This window comes from Dickeya oryzae, from assembly GCF_020406815.2.
GTDB classification, from domain to species: domain Bacteria; phylum Pseudomonadota; class Gammaproteobacteria; order Enterobacterales; family Enterobacteriaceae; genus Dickeya; species Dickeya oryzae.
In genome coordinates this window covers 469,243-488,187 of record NZ_CP162670.1, presented here as the reverse complement: position 1 = coordinate 488,187, position 18,945 = coordinate 469,243, and the positions used below count along the sequence as shown (strand labels likewise).

16 protein-coding genes, 1 tRNA gene and 2 pseudogenes are annotated in these 18,945 nt (G+C 53.9%); 10 read left to right on the top strand and 9 right to left on the bottom strand.

The features are described 5' to 3' along the window. Positions 1 to 29: 29 nt before the first annotated feature. Complete coding sequence (locus tag LF929_RS02305) at positions 30 to 638, bottom strand: LysE family translocator (RefSeq protein ID WP_210174665.1); 609 nt, start codon at positions 636 to 638, stop codon at positions 30 to 32. 790 nt (positions 639 to 1,428) lie between these two features. Here LF929_RS02305 and LF929_RS02300 point away from each other — a divergent pair. Continuing rightward, positions 1,429 to 2,046, top strand: a pseudogene (locus LF929_RS02300) (transposase); the annotation flags it as partial. Here the strand turns inward: LF929_RS02300 and LF929_RS02295 are convergent. The 3 genes and pseudogenes from LF929_RS02295 to orn all read right to left on the bottom strand — a co-directional run. Beyond that, positions 2,038 to 2,154: pseudogene (locus LF929_RS02295) on the bottom strand (DUF4102 domain-containing protein); the annotation flags it as partial. The pseudogenes LF929_RS02300 and LF929_RS02295 overlap by 9 nt on opposite strands. Positions 2,155 to 2,382: 228 nt before the next feature. Beyond that, positions 2,383 to 2,458: transfer RNA gene (locus LF929_RS02290), tRNA-Gly, on the bottom strand. Between the two features lie 146 nt (positions 2,459 to 2,604). Beyond that, positions 2,605 to 3,147 carry an oligoribonuclease gene (orn, locus tag LF929_RS02285; RefSeq protein WP_226093240.1) on the bottom strand — a complete coding sequence of 181 codons (543 nt, stop codon included), beginning with the start codon at positions 3,145 to 3,147 and terminating at the stop codon, positions 2,605 to 2,607. Positions 3,148 to 3,293: 146 nt separating this feature from the next. Between orn and rsgA the strand changes: the two genes are divergently transcribed. From rsgA to mscM, 3 genes are all read left to right on the top strand, one after another. Further along, positions 3,294 to 4,343, top strand: coding sequence for a small ribosomal subunit biogenesis GTPase RsgA (gene rsgA, locus LF929_RS02280; RefSeq protein ID WP_226093239.1), 1,050 nt, complete (start codon positions 3,294 to 3,296; stop codon positions 4,341 to 4,343). A 70-nt stretch (positions 4,344 to 4,413) separates the two neighbouring features. Next, positions 4,414 to 5,337, top strand: a complete 924-nt coding sequence (gene asd, locus LF929_RS02275) for an archaetidylserine decarboxylase (protein WP_038909116.1) — start codon at positions 4,414 to 4,416, stop codon at positions 5,335 to 5,337. Between the two features lie 28 nt (positions 5,338 to 5,365). After that, positions 5,366 to 8,692, top strand: coding sequence for a miniconductance mechanosensitive channel MscM (gene mscM / locus LF929_RS02270; RefSeq protein WP_226093238.1), 3,327 nt, complete (start codon positions 5,366 to 5,368; stop codon positions 8,690 to 8,692). A 117-nt stretch (positions 8,693 to 8,809) separates the two neighbouring features. Here the strand turns inward: mscM and epmA are convergent, their stop codons facing one another. Further along, positions 8,810 to 9,787, bottom strand: coding sequence for an elongation factor P--(R)-beta-lysine ligase (gene epmA, locus LF929_RS02265; RefSeq protein ID WP_038905781.1), 978 nt, complete (start codon positions 9,785 to 9,787; stop codon positions 8,810 to 8,812). A 407-nt stretch (positions 9,788 to 10,194) separates the two neighbouring features. Between epmA and frdA the strand changes: the two genes are divergently transcribed. The 5 genes from frdA (at position 10,195) to blc (ending at position 14,153) form a co-directional block, all read left to right on the top strand. Continuing rightward, positions 10,195 to 11,991 carry a fumarate reductase (quinol) flavoprotein subunit gene (gene frdA, locus LF929_RS02260; RefSeq protein WP_038909118.1) on the top strand — a complete coding sequence of 599 codons (1,797 nt, stop codon included), beginning with the start codon at positions 10,195 to 10,197 and terminating at the stop codon, positions 11,989 to 11,991. Further along, the gene (locus LF929_RS02255) at positions 11,984 to 12,721 is read left to right on the top strand and encodes a succinate dehydrogenase/fumarate reductase iron-sulfur subunit (protein ID WP_012886306.1); all 738 of its coding nucleotides are present in this window, start codon (positions 11,984 to 11,986) and stop codon (positions 12,719 to 12,721) included. The genes frdA and LF929_RS02255 overlap by 8 nt, the downstream gene beginning before the upstream one ends. Positions 12,722 to 12,733: 12 nt before the next feature. After that, the gene (gene frdC, locus LF929_RS02250; RefSeq protein ID WP_038905786.1) at positions 12,734 to 13,129 is read left to right on the top strand and encodes a fumarate reductase subunit FrdC; all 396 of its coding nucleotides are present in this window, start codon (positions 12,734 to 12,736) and stop codon (positions 13,127 to 13,129) included. Between the two features lie 14 nt (positions 13,130 to 13,143). Then, positions 13,144 to 13,500, top strand: a complete 357-nt coding sequence (gene frdD, locus LF929_RS02245; RefSeq protein ID WP_012886308.1) for a fumarate reductase subunit FrdD — start codon at positions 13,144 to 13,146, stop codon at positions 13,498 to 13,500. 113 nt (positions 13,501 to 13,613) lie between these two features. Continuing rightward, the gene (blc, locus tag LF929_RS02240) at positions 13,614 to 14,153 is read left to right on the top strand and encodes an outer membrane lipoprotein Blc (RefSeq protein WP_226093237.1); all 540 of its coding nucleotides are present in this window, start codon (positions 13,614 to 13,616) and stop codon (positions 14,151 to 14,153) included. 139 nt (positions 14,154 to 14,292) lie between these two features. Here blc and LF929_RS02235 read toward each other — a convergent pair whose 3' ends face one another. Next, a complete protein-coding gene (locus LF929_RS02235; RefSeq protein WP_012886310.1) occupies positions 14,293 to 14,646 on the bottom strand; it encodes a DMT family protein in 354 nt (117 codons plus the stop codon). A 160-nt stretch (positions 14,647 to 14,806) separates the two neighbouring features. Then, positions 14,807 to 15,373, bottom strand: coding sequence for an elongation factor P (gene efp, locus LF929_RS02230; protein ID WP_016940766.1), 567 nt, complete (start codon positions 15,371 to 15,373; stop codon positions 14,807 to 14,809). 39 nt (positions 15,374 to 15,412) lie between these two features. Between efp and epmB the strand changes: the two genes are divergently transcribed. After that, positions 15,413 to 16,450, top strand: coding sequence for an EF-P beta-lysylation protein EpmB (gene epmB, locus LF929_RS02225; RefSeq protein WP_226093236.1), 1,038 nt, complete (start codon positions 15,413 to 15,415; stop codon positions 16,448 to 16,450). A gap of 51 nt (positions 16,451 to 16,501) precedes the next feature. Here the strand turns inward: epmB and LF929_RS02220 are convergent, their stop codons facing one another. Continuing rightward, positions 16,502 to 16,846 carry a DUF4156 domain-containing protein gene (locus tag LF929_RS02220; RefSeq protein ID WP_012886313.1) on the bottom strand — a complete coding sequence of 115 codons (345 nt, stop codon included), beginning with the start codon at positions 16,844 to 16,846 and terminating at the stop codon, positions 16,502 to 16,504. 259 nt (positions 16,847 to 17,105) lie between these two features. Next, positions 17,106 to 18,755, bottom strand: coding sequence for a glucose-6-phosphate isomerase (gene pgi / locus LF929_RS02215; RefSeq protein ID WP_226093235.1), 1,650 nt, complete (start codon positions 18,753 to 18,755; stop codon positions 17,106 to 17,108). Between the last annotated feature and the right edge of the window lie 190 nt (positions 18,756 to 18,945).

Below are 18,945 nucleotides of genomic sequence, written 5' to 3'. Positions count from 1 at the left end.
CAAGCTTACGGCCACAAGCAATCTTTTCACTAAAACATAATTGACACCGATTTATAGAACATTGAAGCAGCAAAAAGCGAGATGACGAGCGAAGCGCCGCGATAAAACAACTTCGGTTTTAGTCTGTGCTGGCTTGAGGCGCCGCTGATATTCATCAACGTACCGAAGTAAATCCATATAAAAGACATTGGCAGCAATACCAACAACAAACAGAGCATCGCCTGGATATAGCTGTGTTGATATATGAAAGCTGACGGAGGAATGATGGAATCAGCGAACACAAAGGCCTTTGGGTTGAGTAAGGTCGTGATAAAGACAGTACTGAAAGTGATCTTACCGCTAGTTTGATGCAGCGAAAACTTCCACACTTTTATTGCCAAATAGACGACGTAAAATGCCGACAAAAATTTAATAACGCTCAGCACCGGGTTTCCATGTTGTGCTAAATAGTTAAATAGTAGCCCCCATGCAGTGACAGCCAAGAGATACCCGAGCCATTCTGATAAAGTCAGTTTTATACTTTTAACAAAACCTTGGGTATAACCAGAGCAAAGAAGCAATGTATTGGTTGGCCCTGGTATGATCAGAAATAACGCGATGTATAATGTAATCTTTATATATTCACTTCCATGAATCATTTTGGTATTCCCTTTACTAAACTAATAACCTGTGGTCTGGTGTTGTTCCGAGATCAGCAATCCAATATATACCCGTCATGCTTCAAGCTGCAGGTGTGTTGGCTGCCCTCACTCACCCCAGTCACTTACTTGTGTAAGCTCCTGGGGATTCGCTCGATTGCCGCGTTACAAGGCTCAATGAGCCTTGCCCTAACGGGCCAACGCGTTGCGTTGTTCAACACGCGAGCGTGTTGTCCTGCAACTCGAATTATTTTGGGTATAGTCTGCTCCCTAAAACAAAACCGCCGCCTTTCCATCTGGATCAGTCTGGTTCAGCCAAACAGGTCACCTTGTTATGGTAACTAATTCAGTTTGCTGATGAACGCTTCCCAAGGTCACGATAAAAAATAAGAATACTTATTAAAATAATAAATAACATTTATTAAATTCAGAAGAAATAAAATAAGTGACTGAGTGAGCAAGTACAACCAACACACCTGTAACCTGAAGGTATGACAGGTATAACAAGAAATATTGCGCTTAATGAGCATTCCAGGTTATCAGGTATATCGAAATCAACCTTTCGCAAACTGGAGTCTGATAATTCAAATCCGTGAATCGATGCATGGATGCCATTAACAGCTCCCCGCAAGTTCCTTTAAACAATCGGCCTGCTGTTAGCATCAGCTCATACTCTTATATGGGAAAAAACACGTCGACACAAGGAGGAGATGTAAGTATCCCGGTAAACCGAACCATTCACTTTTAGAGATCTTCCGACATACTGATTATGTCCCTTGCGGAGATCGCCATGCGTAAAGCCCGATTCACCGAACACCAGATCATTGCCGTTCTGAAGCCCGCTATTACAACTGGAAAGCGAAGTTTGGCGGTATGGAAGCCTCTGATATCAAAAAGATGAAAGATCTGGAGGACGAAAACCGGCGTCTGAAACAGATGTTTGCCGACCTCAGTCTGGAGTGCCGGGCACTCAAAGATGTCATCGCTGAGCAGGACGGTCTATTTTTACCAACCCGACATCCAACGTGATGAGCCGGTGATTCAGGCGTTGACCGGGATGGCGGAGCGCTACCCACGATATGGTTTTAAGAAGCTGTTTCAGATGCTACGCAGGCAGGGACATACATGGAACCATAAACGCGTTCATCGAATTTATCGCCTGTTAAAATTGAATTTTCGCCGTAAGGGAAAACAGCGCCTGCCGGTGCGTAATCCCACACCGCTGGTGACGCCAGAACACCTGAATCAGAGCTGGTCAGTGGATTTTATGCATGACGCGCTGGTCTGCGGCAGGCGTTTTCGTACGTTCAACGTGGTGGATGATTTTAATCGTGAAGTACTGGCGATAGAAATCGACCTGAATATCCCGGCACAACGCGTCGTTCGGGTACTGGACAGGATAGTAGCGAAAGTGCCAGGAGCGACCGCCCTGACCAGCGACTGCGAGAGAGAGGCCATCAATGTCGCCAAGTGTATAGGCTTTGCCTTGGCGAACGGCCATCTCTGATAGTGCCATAGTTCCAACCCCTAACATGAAAAGTTAGGACTAGATCCTCGTCTCGTGGCTCGCCCCGACCCAGCAACAATGCGAAATCTCATACACCCGTCTTTATGGACTAAAAAATGGACTAAAAAGCCCCGGATGTAGCTGGATTTCTGTGGACTTCGCTGGAACGAAAAAAGGACCCTAAGGTCCTATTTTCAAGTATCTACAGACTTCGATAGAACTCTGTAGAGTATAATTTGGAGCGGGAAACGAGACTCGAACTCGCGACCCCGACCTTGGCAAGGTCGTGCTCTACCAACTGAGCTATTCCCGCAGGGGTGTGACGTAACGTAATTTACTGTCGTTACGGGGAGCGCATTATACGAGAAACTTTCTCCCCCGCAACCCCCTTGACAAAAAATTGTGTTCAAGTGCCGACAAAATCAACAATACGCCGAAAATTCCCGCAATAGCCAACCGTTACAACTGAATAAAGTGCTCGCGGTAGTACGCCAGCTCTGCGACCGATTCGCGGATATCGTCCAGCGCCTGGTGAGTATTGTGCTTTTTAAAGCCCGCCAGAATCTCGGGTTTCCAGCGGCGCGCCAGTTCCTTGAGCGTACTGACGTCCAGATAGCGGTAATGGAAGTAGGCTTCCAGTTCCGGCATGTAGCGGAACAGGAAACGACGATCCTGCCCGATGCTGTTGCCGCAAATCGGCGATTTGCCCGCTGGTACCCACTGTTGCAGGAAGGTAATAGTTTCCCGCTGCGCCGCGTCTTCGTCAACGCGACTGGCTTTCACTCTCTCTACCAACCCGCTGGCGGTATGGGTACGCACGTTCCAGTCATCCATCAGCGCCAGCTGGCTGTCAGGCTGATGCACCGCCAGCGTCGGGCCTTCTGCCAGCACATTCAGGTTAGCGTCGGTCACCAGTGTTGCGATCTCGATGATCCGATCCCGTTCAGGATCCAGCCCCGTCATTTCCAAATCGATCCAGATCAGGTTGTTTTCATTTACCATCGTCGCGTTCCCGTGTCGCCCTTGCTATTGAAAGTTTCGCCGCCAGCAGGCTGACAGGCCCGGCGGCGGTTAATTAAAATAAAATAGCGTGTATTATAGTCGCTTCCATCGCCACCGGCGATAAGCGCCGAACCAAGAGAGACTGCGTGAGTAAAAAGAAACTGTCAAAAGGTCAGCAACGGCGGGTTAGCGCCAACCATCAGCGCCGCCTGAAGCATGCCGACAGCAAAGTCGAGTGGGATGACAACCAATTGGGCGAACCGCAGGAAGGCATCATTATCAGCCGCTTCGGCATGCATGCCGATGTGGAAGCGCCGGATGGCGAACTGCACCGCTGTAATCTTCGCCGTACTATCCCCTCGCTGGTCACCGGTGACCGGGTCGTCTGGCGTGCCGGTAATGAAACGCAGGCCGGCATCAGCGGTATCGTCGAAGCGGTACACCCACGTCAGTCGGTGTTGACCCGGCCGGATTACTATGACGGTATCAAACCGATCGCCGCTAACATCGACCAGATTGTGATTGTCTCCGCCATATTGCCGGAGCTGTCGCTCAATATTATCGACCGTTATCTGGTGGCCTGTGAAACGCTGGAAATCGAGCCGTTGATCGTGCTCAACAAAACCGACTTGCTGGATGACGAAGGCCGTGAGTTCGTAGAAGACGTGATGGATATCTATCGCAACCTGCACTACCGGGTACTGATGCTGTCCAGCCACACCCAACAAGGCATCGCCGAACTGGAAGCCGCATTGACCGGCCGTGTCAGTATCTTTGCCGGGCAGTCCGGCGTCGGCAAGTCGAGCCTGCTCAATGCGTTGCTCTACCCTGATGACGCCAAAATTCTGGTCAACGACGTGTCCGATGCTTCTGGGCTTGGCCAGCACACCACCACCGCCGCACGGTTGTACCACTTCCCCCACGGCGGCGACGTTATCGATTCACCGGGCGTACGCGAATTCGGCCTGTGGCATCTGGAGCCTGAGCAGGTCACACGGGGTTTTATCGAGTTTCGCGACTATCTGGGCAGTTGTAAATTCCGTGACTGCAAACACGATACCGACCCAGGCTGCGCCATCCGCGCCGCGCTGGAGCGAGGTGAGATAGCCGCTGAGCGTTTTGATAACTACCACCGCATACTGGAGAGCATGGCGCAGGTAAAAACGCGTAAATCCTTTTCTGCTTCGGATAACTGACATTTATCGTATCCACCGCTACAATGCGCCCCTTTTTACGGCGTACCCTTAGAAAACGACGAGGCTCACTGTGCTGGACAGAATCAAGATTGCTCTACAACATCTGCTCCCGAAGGTCTGGCTGACGCAGCTGGCCGGTTGGGGAGCCAACCGCCAGGCTGGCCTGCTTACCAGACTGGTGATTGAACTGTTTGCGCGCATCTACAAGGTCAATATGCAGGAAGCGCAGCAACCCAACGCCGCATCCTACCGTACGTTCAACGACTTTTTTGTGCGCCCGCTAAAACCGGGGATCCGTCCGGTTGATCCACTGGCGAACCGGTTAGTGTTCCCTGCCGATGGCGCTATCTCTCAGTTGGGCACCATTGACGATCTTCAGGTCTTACAAGCCAAACAGCACAACTATTCACTGGAAGCGCTGTTGGCCGGTAACGTCATTCTCGCTGACCTGTTTCGCGACGGTGTATTCGTCACGACTTATCTCTCGCCGCGCGATTACCACCGCGTGCATATGCCGTGTGACGGTATTTTGCGCGACATGATCTACGTGCCGGGCGACCTGTTTTCCGTTAACCCACTGACCGCTGCCAACGTGCCGAACCTGTTTGCCCGCAACGAGCGAGTGATCTGCCTGTTCGATACGCCATTCGGCCCCATGGTGCAGATACTGGTAGGCGCGACCATCGTCGGCAGTATCGAAACGGTGTGGGCGGGTGTGGTTACGCCGCCGCGTGAAGGCATCATCAAACGCTGGGCTTATCCGCTGGAAGGCGAAGACGCAGTCATTCTGGAAAAAGGCGACGAAATGGGTCGTTTCAAACTCGGCTCTACGGTCATTAACCTGTTTGCGAAAGGTCGTATAGAGTTAATGCCTGGACTGGCCAGCCAGAGTGTCACCCGTATGGGTGAAGCCATGGCCGAAGCGTTGGATGAGAGTGTACGGGCACGCATGAGTGCGGCCAACGACAGCGACACGACCGACACCACCCCCTGACCCCATCAATAACCTGAGGAGGCCAGCCGTGCGTCTGATTCTGATTTTCCTGATGGGATGCCTGTTATCAACCACGTCGCTGGCCGCCCAGTTGCCTGACGAAACGCAACTGAAACAGGATCTCCAGCAAGCCGAAACCAACAAGAACGCCCCGGCGCAAGCCGACATCGTCAAAGAGCTGCAATCGGCGTTGCGGCTGCTGGATGAGCGCCGGGAGACCCGCCAACGGGCCGACCAGTACCAGCGTGCAATTGATGACTTCCCCAAACTGACCCGTGAACTGCGCCAGCAGTCTGACGCGGAAGACGCTAAACCAGCAGCACCACCCAAAACCACATCGGTTAACGACCTGGAACAACAAATTGTCCAGATCAGCAGCCAGTTGCTGGAGCAAACCCGCCAGTTACAACAAGAGCAGGACCACCAGCGTGAAATCAGCGACTCGCTGGCCCAGTTGCCACAACAGCAAACCGAAGCCAACCGCGCACTGAGCGACGTCGAACGGCGCGTACAGGCGCTGGGTACTCCCACGACACCTCTCGGTCAGGCGCAACTGGCCGCGTTACAGGCTGAAGCCGCGTTGCGTAAAAGTCGTCTGGAAGAGCTGGAACTGGCGCAGCTTTCCGCCAGTAACCGTCAGGAGCTCTCGCGTCTGCAAGCTGAGGTCTACAAAAAGCGGCGTGACCGGCTGGATAATCAGCTCCAATTATTGCGCAGCACGCTGAATACTTTGCGCCAGCGTGAGGCGGAGCAGGCATTGGAAAGAACGGAGCAACTGGCAGAGCAGGAAGGCCAGTTACCTACCGCCGTCGCCAGTCTGCTGCAAGCCAACCGTGAGCTTTCCATGGCGTTGAACCAGCAGGCGCAGCGCATGGATCAAATAGCAGCACGCCAGCGCCAGACCGCCGCCCAAACGCTACAGGTGCGTCAGGCACTGAGTACACTGCGCGAACAGGCGCAATGGCTCGGTTCCTCACCCGCGCTGGGAGAAACGTTGCGTGCTCAGGTCGCCAGGCTGCCGGAAATGCCCAAACCCCAGCAACTGGATGGCGACATGGCGCAACTGCGCGCCCAGCGCCTGCATTATGAAGACCAACTCAACAAGCTGTCGGCAAGCGGCGAACCGACCCGGCAGGATAACGGTACCCCTCTGACTGCCGCTCAGCAAAAGATCGTCAACGATCAGCAACGCACCCAGCGCGATCTGCTCACGTCGTTGATTTCCGGTTGCGACACGCAGATTCTGGAGCTGACCAAGTTAAAGGTCGCCAGTAACCAACTGGAAGATGCCCTGATCGAGATCCGCGACGCGGCACACCGCTACCTGTTCTGGGTGGCGGATGTCGACCCGATTGGTTTTGCCTACCCGCTGAACCTGTTACGCGATCTATCTCGCCTGTTATCGCTCGATACCCTCACCCAACTCAGTGGCGCCATGCTGATGATGGTCACCAGTCAGGGAACCCTGTTGCCGCTGCTGGGCGCATTACTGCTGGTCGGCCTTAGCATCAGCTCACGCCGCCATTACCACGCCTTTCTGGACCGTGCCAGTAGCCGGGTTGGCAAGGTGACGCTCGATTACTTCATGCTGACGCTACGCACGGTATTCTGGTCGGTGATGGTAGCGATGCCGTTGCCGGTGCTGTGGGCGGCGCTCGGCTACGGGTTGCAAAACGCCTGGCCTTACCCGGTCGCCGTTGCCATCGGCGACAGTGTGACCGCTACCGTGCCGCTGATGTGGGTGGTGATGATTGGTGCCGCGTTTTCTCACCGTCAGGGGTTGTTCATCGTGCATTTCGGCTGGTCGCCGAAGCAGGTGGCGCGCGCCATGCGTTACTACCGTCTTTCTATCGCCTTTATCGTTCCACTAGTGATGGCATTGATCACCTTCGATAACCTCAACGATCGGGAGTTTTCCAGTACGCTGGGACGGTTGTGCTTTATCCTGCTGTGCATGGCGCTCAGTCTGGTAACTACCAGCCTGAAACGCGCTGGGATCCCGTTGTATCTGGATAAAGAAGGATCCGGCGAAAACCCGGTAAACCGTGCGATGTGGAATCTGATGATCTGCATTCCGCTGATTGCCGCACTGGCATCCTGTCTGGGCTATCTCACCACGTCGCAGGCGCTGCTGGCACGACTGGAAACCTCCGTCGCCATCTGGTTCTTCCTGCTGGTGATTTATCACATCATCCGCCGTTGGATGCTGATTCAACGCCGCCGCATCGCGTTTGACCGCGCCAGACAACGCCGGGCGGACATGCTGGCGCAACGCGCCCGGGGTGAAGACGACAATACGACGCTGTCGTCGCACGAGGCCAGCGGGGATGTGGTGGAAGAACCGGTGGTGGATCTGGATGCCATCAGCGCCCGCTCACTGAAACTGGTGCGGTCTATCCTGACATTGGTCGCCCTGGTATCGGTCATCGCGCTGTGGTCGGAAATCCATTCCGCTTTTGCGTTTATGGAAAATATCAGCCTGTGGGACGTCACCAGCACGGTGAAAGGTGTAGAGAGCGTACAACCGATTACGCTGGGCTCGGTACTGATAGCACTGCTGGTATTTATTATCACGGCGCAATTGGTACGAAATCTGCCTGCGTTGCTGGAACTGGCGGTATTGCAGCATATTGAACTGTCGCCCGGTACCGGCTACGCCATTATTACCATCAGCAAGTACCTGATGATGCTGGTTGGCGGGCTGACGGGATTCTCACTGATCGGTATCGAGTGGTCGAAATTGCAGTGGCTGGTAGCCGCACTCGGTGTAGGGCTGGGTTTTGGTTTACAGGAGATCTTCGCCAACTTTATTTCCGGGTTGATCATTTTGTTCGAAAAGCCGATCCGTATTGGCGATACCGTGACCATTCGCGATCTGACTGGCAGTGTGATGCGCATTAATACCCGCGCCACCACGATCTCCGACTGGGATCGCAAAGAGATCATCGTGCCCAACAAAGCCTTTATCACCGAACAGTTCATCAACTGGTCGCTGTCTGACTCGGTCACCCGTGTGGTACTGACTATTCCCGCCCCCGCCGATGCCAGCACGCAGGAAGTGACCACACTACTGCTGGATGCGGTGAAACGCTGTTCGCTGGTGCTGGATAATCCCCCACCGGAAGTGTTTTTGGTCGACCTGCGTCAGGGCATCCAAATTTTTGAACTGCGTATTTTCGCCGCCGAGATGGGTCACCGTATGCCGTTGCGCCACGAACTGCACCAGCTGATTCTGGAAAGCTACCGCGAGCACAATCTGGTGATGCCGTTCCCACCGTTCCAGGTGCAGATGAACTCAGTACAAATCGCCGGGCGCAACGCCACGACCGCCACCCGTACTACGGGGGGGTTGTAATGGCGCTTACGTGGTCATTTCACTGAATGCTGTTATTTCGCTGAATAAAGAAAACCACGGTAAGCAATAGCTTCCGTGGTTTCTGTCAAACTCGATTCTTAAGAAGAGAAAACGGTATCAGGCGCGATCCACCGTAAATGCCATCACCTCGCCGATAGACTCGGCGTTCAGCGCCAGCATCACCAGGCGATCGACGCCCAGCGCCACGCCGGAACACGGCGGGATACCCGCGGCCAAGGCCGCCAGCAGGTTTTCGTCAATCGGTTGTACCGGCAAACCACGCGCGGCGCGCTTGCGGTTGTCCTGCTCGAAGCGTTGACGCTGCTCTTTACTGTCCGTTAGCTCGCAAAAACCGTTGGCCAGCTCGATACCTTTGTAATACACCTCAAACCGCTCCGCCACGCGGTGATCCTCGGTGCTGATTTCCGCCAGCGCAGCCTGCGTGGCCGGGAAATGGTAGACGAACGCCGGTTTATCACGGCCAATCTGCGGCTCGACGCCAAATGCGAACAGCAACTGCAACAGGGTATCGCGATCTTCTTCCCGGTTCGCCACATCACCGACACCGATTTTCTCCGCCACTTCACGCAGCTGTGCTTTATCGGCCGACAACGGGTCTACTTCAAGATGACGCTGGAACGCCTGCTGGTAAGACAGCATTTCGGCGCTGTCGCATTCCAGCACCTGTTGCAGCAGGTCATCCATTTCATTCATCAGGCGATACATATCGTAGTGGGGGCGATACCACTCCAGCATGGTGAATTCAGGATTGTGGTAGCGGCCGGACTCTTCGTTGCGAAAGCTGCGACACAATTGGTAAATCGGTCCACTCCCCGCCGCCAGCAAGCGCTTCATGTGGTATTCCGGACTGGTCATCAGATATAACGCCATACCATCAGCCGCACCGGGGCCGACAAAGTGGGTCTGAAACGGGAACAGATGCACATCCGTCACCGTCGCCTGACTCATGGCCGGCGTCTCCACTTCCAGCACTCCCCGGTCTGAGAAGAAACGCCGGATTTCTTTCATTATCGACGCCCGCTTCAACAGATTGGCGACAGGGGCACTAGGTTGCCAACTGGCCGTTTCGCTCATGATTTCCACTCCACACTCAAACTGGAGATGCAGTCTACCCGTATCCCCCCAACCAGACAAATTTATCCAGCGGAAGGCTTTCTTCAATTTGATTTGTCGAGATTATTAAAGAAATAAAAGTGATATTTATGAATAAATCACATTTCCCGTCACGTTTTCCAGAATATGTCCGTGCGGATATTAAAAAACAGCAAAATACTGGATCACATCAAATTTCAGACATCTTCAAATCGCTATAATCACTTCCATACAAAAAAAGAGTGATTGAATCTCTCTTTATAGGTAGATCAGATATTTTTTCACTCGATTTACGGTCTTGAAATTAAAACGGAAAATAAGTGACGACGTTGGATTGCATATTATTTTCTTAATTTAATTTATTTAACTTAAGTAACTGGAGGCATGCAGTGCAAACCTTTAATGCCGATTTGGCCATTATCGGGGCCGGGGGAGCAGGTTTACGGGCCGCGATTGCTGCGGCGCAAGCAAATCCCCAACTCAAGATTGCGCTGATTTCCAAAGTCTACCCAATGCGTAGCCACACTGTGGCGGCAGAAGGTGGTTCGGCGGCGGTCACACAGGATCATGATAGCTTCGACTTCCATTTCCACGACACTGTGGCAGGGGGAGACTGGTTATGTGAACAGGACGTGGTGGACCACTTCGTGCAGAATTGCCCGCATGAAATGACCCAGCTTGAGCAGTGGGGTTGCCCGTGGAGCCGTAAACCGGATGGTTCGGTTAACGTACGTCGTTTCGGCGGGATGAAGATCGAACGGACCTGGTTTGCTGCGGATAAAACCGGTTTCCACATGCTGCACACCTTGTTCCAGACCTCTCTGAAATACCCACAGATTCAGCGTTTCGACGAGCATTTCGTGCTGGACATCCTGGTGGATGACGGACATGCCCGTGGGGTCGTTGCCATCAACATGATGGAAGGGTCGCTGATTCAGATTCGAGCCAACGCCATCGTGATGGCAACAGGCGGTGCGGGTCGCGTCTATCGCTACAATACCAACGGTGGCATCGTCACCGGTGACGGTATGGGTATGGCGTTCCGTCACGGCGTACCGTTGCGTGACATGGAGTTCGTTCAGTACCACCCTACTGGCCTGCCGGGTTCCGGTATTCTGATGACCGAAGGCTGCCGTGGCGAAGGCGGTATCATGGTCAACAAAGACGGCTACCGCTATCTGCAAGACTACGGCCTCGGGCCGGAAACGCCGCTGGGCGAGCCGAAAAACAAATACATGGAACTGGGGCCGCGCGATAAAGTATCGCAAGCCTTCTGGCACGAATGGCGCGCCGGACGCACCGTATCGACCCCGCTGGGCGATGTGGTCTACCTCGACCTGCGTCATCTGGGCGAGAAAAAACTGAAAGAGCGTCTGCCGTTTATTTGCGAACTGGCAAAAGCCTACGTCGGTGTCGATCCGGTCAAAGAGCCGATTCCAATTCGTCCGACTGCGCACTACACCATGGGCGGTATCGAAACCGACCAGCAGTGTGAAACCCGCATTCAGGGCTTGTTCGCCGTTGGCGAGTGTTCATCCGTTGGTCTGCACGGTGCCAACCGCCTTGGCTCCAACTCACTGGCAGAACTGGTGGTGTTCGGCCGCGTAGCCGGTGAAAAAGCCGTAGAACGTTCGCAGTCAGCAGCACCGGCTAACGCCAGTGCACTGGATGCTCAGGCGAAAGACGTGGAACAGCGCCTGCACGCGTTGCTCAAGCAGGAAGGTACCGAAAGCTGGTCTAAAATCCGCGACGAAATGGGTATGTCGATGGAAGAAGGCTGCGGTATTTACCGTACCACCGAGCTGATGCAGAAAACCGTCGACAAGATGGCCGAGCTGAAAGAACGCTTCAAACGCGTGAAAATCACCGACCGTTCCAGCGTGTTCAATACCGATCTGCTCTACACCATCGAACTGGGCCACAGCCTGGACGTCGCCGAGTGTATGGCGCATTCCGCCATCAACCGTAAAGAATCACGTGGTGCACACCAGCGTCTGGATGAAGGCTGCACCGAGCGTGATGACGTCAATTTCCTGAAGCATACGCTGGCGTTCTACAACCCGGAAGGCGCACCACGTCTGGAATACAGCGATGTGAAAATCACCAAGCTGCCGCCGGCAAAACGCGTTTACGGTGCCGAAGCAGAAGCTCAGGAGAAAAACAAGAAGGAGCAAGCGAATGGCTGATATGAAAACCCTGAAAATGGAAGTCATGCGCTATAACCCAGAGCAGGATAACGCCCCGCACTTCGATACCTACGACGTGCCATATACCCGCGAAACCTCGCTGCTGGATGCGCTCGGCTACATCAAGGACAACCTGGCACCGGACCTGTCTTACCGCTGGTCCTGCCGTATGGCGATTTGCGGCTCTTGCGGCATGATGGTCAATAACGTGCCGAAGCTGGCCTGTAAAACCTTCCTGCGTGACTATGCCAGCAGCGGCATGAAGGTTGAAGCGCTGGGCAACTTCCCGATTGAACGCGATCTGGTGGTGGATATGACCCACTTCATCGAAAGTCTGGAAGCTATCAAGCCTTATATCATCGGCAACAACCGCACGCCGGATCAGGGCCCGAACACACAGACACCGGCACAGATGGCGAAATACCATCAGTTCTCCGGTTGCATCAACTGTGGGCTGTGCTACGCCGCCTGCCCGCAGTTCGGCCTGAATCCGGAGTTCATCGGTCCTGCCGCGATTACGCTGGCACACCGTTACAATCTGGACAATCGCGACCACGGTAAGAAAGAGCGTATGCCGCAACTGAACAGCGACAACGGCGTCTGGTCTTGTACCTTCGTCGGTTACTGCTCTGAAGTGTGTCCGAAGCACGTCGATCCGGCGGCAGCTATCCAGCAAAGCAAAGTGGAAAGCGCCAAAGACTTCATGATCGCCATGCTGAGACCACAATAAGGGAGGCAACAAATGATCACCAAACGTAAAGCGTATGTCCGTGGCATGACGCCCACCTGGTGGCAGAAGCTCGGTTTCTACCGTTTCTATATGCTGCGCGAAGGTACTGCGGTGCCTGCGGTCTGGTTCAGCATCGTCCTGCTACATGGCGTGTTTTCGCTCAAAGCCGGTCCGGAAGGCTGGAACCAGTTTATCGGCTTCCTGCAAAACCCGCTGGTGCTGCTACTCAACATTGTCGCCCTGCTGGCGGCGGTATTGCACACCAAGACCTGGTTTGATCTGGCACCGAAGGCCTCCATCATCATCGTGAAAGATGAAAAAATGGGGCCGGAGCCGGTCGTTAAAGGACTGTGGGCGGCCACTGTGGTCATCACGCTGGCGGTGCTGGCCATCGCCTTGCTGTTCTGAACAGGAGGAATCTCGTGAGTAATCAACAACCCAAACGTTCCGACGAACCACCGTTCTGGGGCCTGTTCGGCGCAGGCGGCATGTGGAGCGCAATGTTCGCGCCGGTTATCATCCTGCTTATCGGGATTTTGTTGCCGCTTGGCCTGTTCCCACAGGCGCTGACCTACGATCGTATCGCCGCGTTCAGCCACAGCCTGATTGGCCGTGCATTTCTGCTGCTGATGATTGTACTGCCGCTGTGGTGTGGTCTGCACCGTATCCATCACGCCATGCATGACCTGAAGATTCATGTTCCGGCCGGTAAATGGGTGTTCTACGGCCTGGCAGCCATCCTCTCCGTCGTCACCATCATTGGTGTCGCAACGCTGTAACAGCGCCTCATGGTTATACGTCATGGCCCGCACTACGCGGGCCTTTTTTATTGCATCTTTGCATTCCACTTCCTACCTTTAACCCCGAGATAAACCAACACAGGAAGCCGCAAATGAAAAGTTGGCGCGTATTGCTGACCTCATTGATCACCTTATTCACGACAGCCTGCAGCACCACACCACCCCAAGGTGTTCAGGTCGTGGATAATTTCGAACCTGCCCGTTATATGGGAACCTGGTATGAAATCGCCCGGTTGGATAACCGTTTCGAGCGTGGTCTGGAGCAGGTTACCGCGACCTACAGCCCACGGGACGATGGCGGTATCACCGTGGTTAACCGTGGTTTCGACCCGGTGAAACGCGTCTGGCGCGAAAGCATCGGCAAGGGGTACTTCACCGGCTCACCACAACGCGCTGCGCTGAAAGTGTCTTTCTTCGGGCCATTCTATGGCGGCTACAATGTGATAGCACTGGACAGCGACTACCGTTATGCACTGGTTTGCGGGCCAAACCGCGAGTATCTGTGGATTCTCTCCCGTACCCCTGAGATTTCCCCACTTGTAAAGCAAGCACTGCTGGCAAGCGCGCAGCGTAATGGCTTTCAGACGGATAAATTAATTTGGGTAAACACAAAAGCCAGTACGGGGAAATAAACAGCGGGAACCAACAGAAAGAGAAAATAAATAAAACATCGTTTTGATATTATTATTTCACACCATGATAACGCCGCTCATCGCCGTATTTTCAGCCGGTTGTTATACCGGCTGTTTTATCGAATAACGTGACGGCCGATCAGCCCATAATTTTGTCGCGGAACATAAAGAATACCGCACCTAACAGGCACAGCCCGGCCCAAATATAGTCGGTACGGAAGGGTTCTTTGAGAATCACTATCGAGAAAGGAATAAACACCGACAGACTGATCACTTCCTGCAAGATTTTCAGTTGCCCAGCGGAGGCGACCTGATAGCCAATACGGTTCGCAGGCACCTGCAACAAATATTCAAACAGTGCAATCCCCCAACTGACCAGCGCGGCCACCATCCAGGTACGTCCACTGAAATAGCGAAGGTGCCCGTACCAGGCAAAAGTCATAAACACATTGCTGAGGGTCAGCATGAATACTGTGATAATAAGTGGGGACATAGCTCTGCTCTCTCCTTAACCAAGACGCGGCATTATTACGTTAGCCGGAATAAAATACCATCAGGGAACATTCTGGTTGTGTGAAAGAGTTTTTCAGACGGGAATCAGAGGAATGACAACGCGTAAACCGCCCGATGGACAGTTTACGCGCCAGGAAGGCTTACTTCACGCGGGAAACGTATTCGCCAGAACGGGTGTCAACCTTGATAACTTCGCCGATCTGTACGAACAACGGTACTTTCACCACAGCGCCGGTAGACAGCGTTGCCGGTTTGCCACCTGTACCTGCGGTATCCCCTTTCAGGCCCGGATCGGTATCGGTGATTTCAGCTTCGATAAAGTTCGGCGGCTGAACGGCGATCGGACGACCATCCCACAGGGTAACGATACATTCAGCGTTGTCCTGCAACCACTTGGCAGAATCACCCACGGTTTTCGCTTCAACCTGATGCTGTTCAAAGGTTTCAGGGTGCATGAAATGGAAGAACTCCCCGTCGTTATACAGGTAGTTCATATTGGTATCCATTACGTCAGCGCCTTCTGCCGAGTCAGTAGACTTGAAGGTTTTCTCAACGCGGGAGCCCGTCAACAGACGACGCATTTTGACACGAGCAAAAGCCTGGCCTTTACCCGGCTTCACAAACTCACTGGATTCGATAGCATACGGCTCGCCCTCGAACATGATTTTAAGACCGGAACGGAAATCGTTGCTAAAATAAGTCGCCATAATGGCCCTCTACATTGATACTGGTACTTAGCCAAAAAAATGGCACACATTGTAACCCTAAATATACCCTCCCGAGAAGATTGGTTGCAGCAACTCGCCGACGTTATTACCGATCCCGATGAATTGCTGAGACTTCTGGCACTGGATAAGCATCCGCAACTGGCCGCCGGACGCGAAGCTCGCACGCTATTTCCGTTGCGGGTACCGCGTGCCTTTGCTGCTCGCATGCGACCCGGCGACGCCCACGACCCGCTGTTGCTACAGGTACTGACCGCCCAGGACGAGTTTATTGTCGCACCGGGCTTTAGCCAGGACCCACTGGACGAACAGCAGAGTGTCGTTCCAGGGTTACTGCATAAATACCACAACCGTGCCCTGCTGCTGGTGAAAGGTGGATGCGCGGTCAACTGTCGATACTGTTTCCGCCGCCATTTCCCTTATCAGGATAATCAGGGCAACAAAGCTAACTGGCGTCAGGCGCTGGATTATATCCGCCAACACCCGCAGTTGGACGAAATCATCTTCTCCGGCGGCGACCCGTTGATGGCCAAGGATCACGAACTTGACTGGCTGCTAACCGAACTGGAACAGATTCCGCATCTCAAGCGCTTACGCATCCATACCCGCCTGCCGGTGGTGATCCCCGCACGTATCACGGCGGAGCTTTGCCAGCGGTTGGCGCAATCCCCGCTGCAGGTGGTGCTGGTCACCCACATCAACCACGCCAATGAAATCGACGCAGAGCTCACCGACAGCATGGCGCGTCTGCGTCGTGCCGGGGTGACATTGCTCAACCAGAGTGTCTTGCTACGTGGCATTAACGATCGTGTTGACGCGTTGGTGGCACTCAGCAATGCCTTATTTGACGCCGGTATTCTGCCCTACTACCTGCATGTGCTGGATAAGGTTCAAGGTGCCGCGCACTTTCTGGTACCGGATGATGAAGCTCGTACGTTGGTTCGGGGGCTGATGACGCAGGTTTCGGGCTATTTGGTGCCGAACCTGACGCGGGAAATCGGCGGTGAGGCCAGCAAAACACTGCTGGATATTGGTATGCGCCAGGAAAATCAGGGCTGAAACGCTGTCAGCGCCACGGGTATTTGCCCATGGCGCTGACGGTCTTGAATATCAAGGGCACTTATAAACCTGGCCTTGCATTTTGCTGTCCAGCGGCGCGAAGCTGGACAGGAACGTCTGACTCGGCGTGCTCACGCCATAAATCACGTTACCGCCCATGGCCGCCGCCTTATTGCGCAGATCGTTCGCCGCACCACGCATGGAGCTGCCTTCATTACCACTGCCCGACAACCAGTTAGACTGTGTGCCAGTAACGCTACCCAATAACTGGCATTGCGCTGCCGGTTTGGTGTCAGTAAAACGCACCGCCTGACCGGCAGCACTGAGATCGTTATTCGTACTGCACCCTGCCAACAGCGTGATGGCAGCCAATCCCATCAGTATTCGAGTCCGCATGCTTCTCTCCGTGATGATCGATACACTGGCCGAAGCCGGGCTAACCCGACCCGACAACCGAAAACTTATGCCGAAACAATCCCATGTTACCACCATCAGCATGGCAGTCATTGTTCATGGAGCAACTATTTCTGTCACCATGACGGCGATCACGTCCCCTACAAACTCACAGGCCCCGAAATCGGGGCCTGTTTTATGACTTATCGTCATGACGTGACAGCGATGGCGCAGCGCTCAAGACGCCGCTGCGCCGCGGTCATTACGCACGCCACTGTTTGAAGCGGTTGATAAGCCCGTTGGTGGAGCTGTCATGACTGCTGACCACCGCGTCATCCTGCAGTTCAGGCAGGATACGGTTAGCCAGCTGTTTGCCCAACTCAACACCCCACTGATCGAAGGTGAAGATGTTCAGGATAGCGCCCTGCGTGAAGATCTTGTGCTCGTAAAGCGCGATCAACGCCCCCAGGCTGTACGGCGTGATTTCCCGCAACAGGATGGAGTTGGTCGGGCGGTTGCCTTCAAACACCTTGAACGGTGCCACGTGCGCCACATCAGCAGCGGATTTGCCCGCTGCAGCAAACTCAGCCTCCACCACCTCGCGGGATTTACCGAACGCCAGCGCCTCAGTCTGCGCGAAGAAGTTCGACAGCAACTTGCTGTGATGGTCGCTCAACGGGTTGTGGGTCGTCGCAGGCGCAATGAAATCACACGGCACCAACTTGGTCCCCTGATGAATCAACTGGTAGAACGCATGCTGACCATTGGTACCCGGCTCACCCCAAATGATAGGACCAGTCTGGTAATCTACGGCATTGCCGTTGCGGTCAACGTACTTACCGTTGGATTCCATGTTGCCCTGTTGGAAGTAAGCCGCGAAACGATGCATGTACTGATCGTACGGCAGAATCGCTTCAGTTTCCGCGCCAAAAAAGTTGTTGTACCAGATGCCGATCAACGCCAGCAGTACCGGCAGGTTTTTCTCAGCCGGGGTGGTGGCGAAATGCTGGTCCATGGCATGTGCGCCACTCAGCAATTGCTCGAAGTTATCGAAGCCGACGGAAAGAACAATCGACAGACCAATAGCGGACCACAGTGAGTAGCGACCACCGACCCAGTCCCAGAACTCAAACATGTTGTCGGTATCAATGCCGAATTCGCCAACCGCTTTCGCGTTGGTAGACAGCGCGGCAAAGTGCTTAGCGACATGTTTTTCATCACCGGCAGCCTTGAGGAACCAGTCACGCGCACTGTGGGCGTTGGTCATTGTTTCCTGGGTGGTAAAGGTCTTGGAGGCTACCAGGAACAGGGTGGTTTCCGGGTTGACGCCTTTGAGCACTTCAGCAATGTGGGTGCCGTCAACGTTGGAAACAAAATGCATGGTCAGGTGATTTTTGTAAGGGCGCAGCGCCTCTGTCACCATGAACGGCCCCAGGTCGGACCCACCGATACCGATGTTCACCACATCGGTAATCGCCTTACCGGTATACCCTTTCCATTCCCCGCCAATGACGCGCTCGCTGAACTGCTTCATCTTTTGCAGCACGGCGTTCACTTCCGGCATCACATCCTTACCATCAACCACGATCGGCGTATTGCTGCGGTTGCGCAACGCGACATGCAGCACGGCGCGATCTTCAGTACGGTTGATCTTCTCGCCGGAGAACATGGATTTAATGGCCGTGGACAGTTCGGTTTCTCGCGCCAGCGCCTGCAGTTTTTCCAGCGTTTCAGCGGTGATGCGGTTTTTGGAATAATCCACCAGCATCAAATCGCCGAATGTGGCGGAAAAATGCGAGAAACGATCAGGATCCTGGGCAAAAAGATCGCTAATCTGAACCTCTTCCATCGCGGCAAAATGCTGCTGCAATGCCTGCCAGGCGGCAGTCTGCGTCGGGTTGATATTTTTCATCACACTACTCTTCGGTTTGAGAACAAGTCGGTTTAATAATAAATCGGTCGACAGGCGGGAAACCCCACCCGCATTTACCCCGATTGTATCCCTTAACGCCGTGCTGGGAAGCCCTTTTCTTGCGAAATGCCCCGCCCCCATCCAATGTTGATTGACAGCCGACGCGTTACCCGCTATTTGTAAAAGACTA

What these genes read in the sequence shown, in the direction of transcription:
- LF929_RS02305 (WP_210174665.1), bottom strand. Translation starts at nt 638, where the DNA reads ATGATTCATGGAAGTGAATATATAAAGATTACATTATACATCGCGTTA.
- orn (WP_226093240.1), bottom strand. Translation starts at nt 3,147, where the DNA reads ATGGTAAATGAAAACAACCTGATCTGGATCGATTTGGAAATGACGGGG.
- epmA (WP_038905781.1), bottom strand. Translation starts at nt 9,787, where the DNA reads ATGAGCGAAACGGCCAGTTGGCAACCTAGTGCCCCTGTCGCCAATCTG.
- LF929_RS02255 (WP_012886306.1), top strand. Translation starts at nt 11,984, where the DNA reads ATGGCTGATATGAAAACCCTGAAAATGGAAGTCATGCGCTATAACCCA.
- frdC (WP_038905786.1), top strand. Translation starts at nt 12,734, where the DNA reads ATGATCACCAAACGTAAAGCGTATGTCCGTGGCATGACGCCCACCTGG.
- blc (WP_226093237.1), top strand. Translation starts at nt 13,614, where the DNA reads ATGAAAAGTTGGCGCGTATTGCTGACCTCATTGATCACCTTATTCACG.
- LF929_RS02235 (WP_012886310.1), bottom strand. Translation starts at nt 14,646, where the DNA reads ATGTCCCCACTTATTATCACAGTATTCATGCTGACCCTCAGCAATGTG.
- efp (WP_016940766.1), bottom strand. Translation starts at nt 15,373, where the DNA reads ATGGCGACTTATTTTAGCAACGATTTCCGTTCCGGTCTTAAAATCATG.
- epmB (WP_226093236.1), top strand. Translation starts at nt 15,413, where the DNA reads ATGGCACACATTGTAACCCTAAATATACCCTCCCGAGAAGATTGGTTG.
- LF929_RS02220 (WP_012886313.1), bottom strand. Translation starts at nt 16,846, where the DNA reads ATGCGGACTCGAATACTGATGGGATTGGCTGCCATCACGCTGTTGGCA.
- pgi (WP_226093235.1), bottom strand. Translation starts at nt 18,755, where the DNA reads ATGAAAAATATCAACCCGACGCAGACTGCCGCCTGGCAGGCATTGCAG.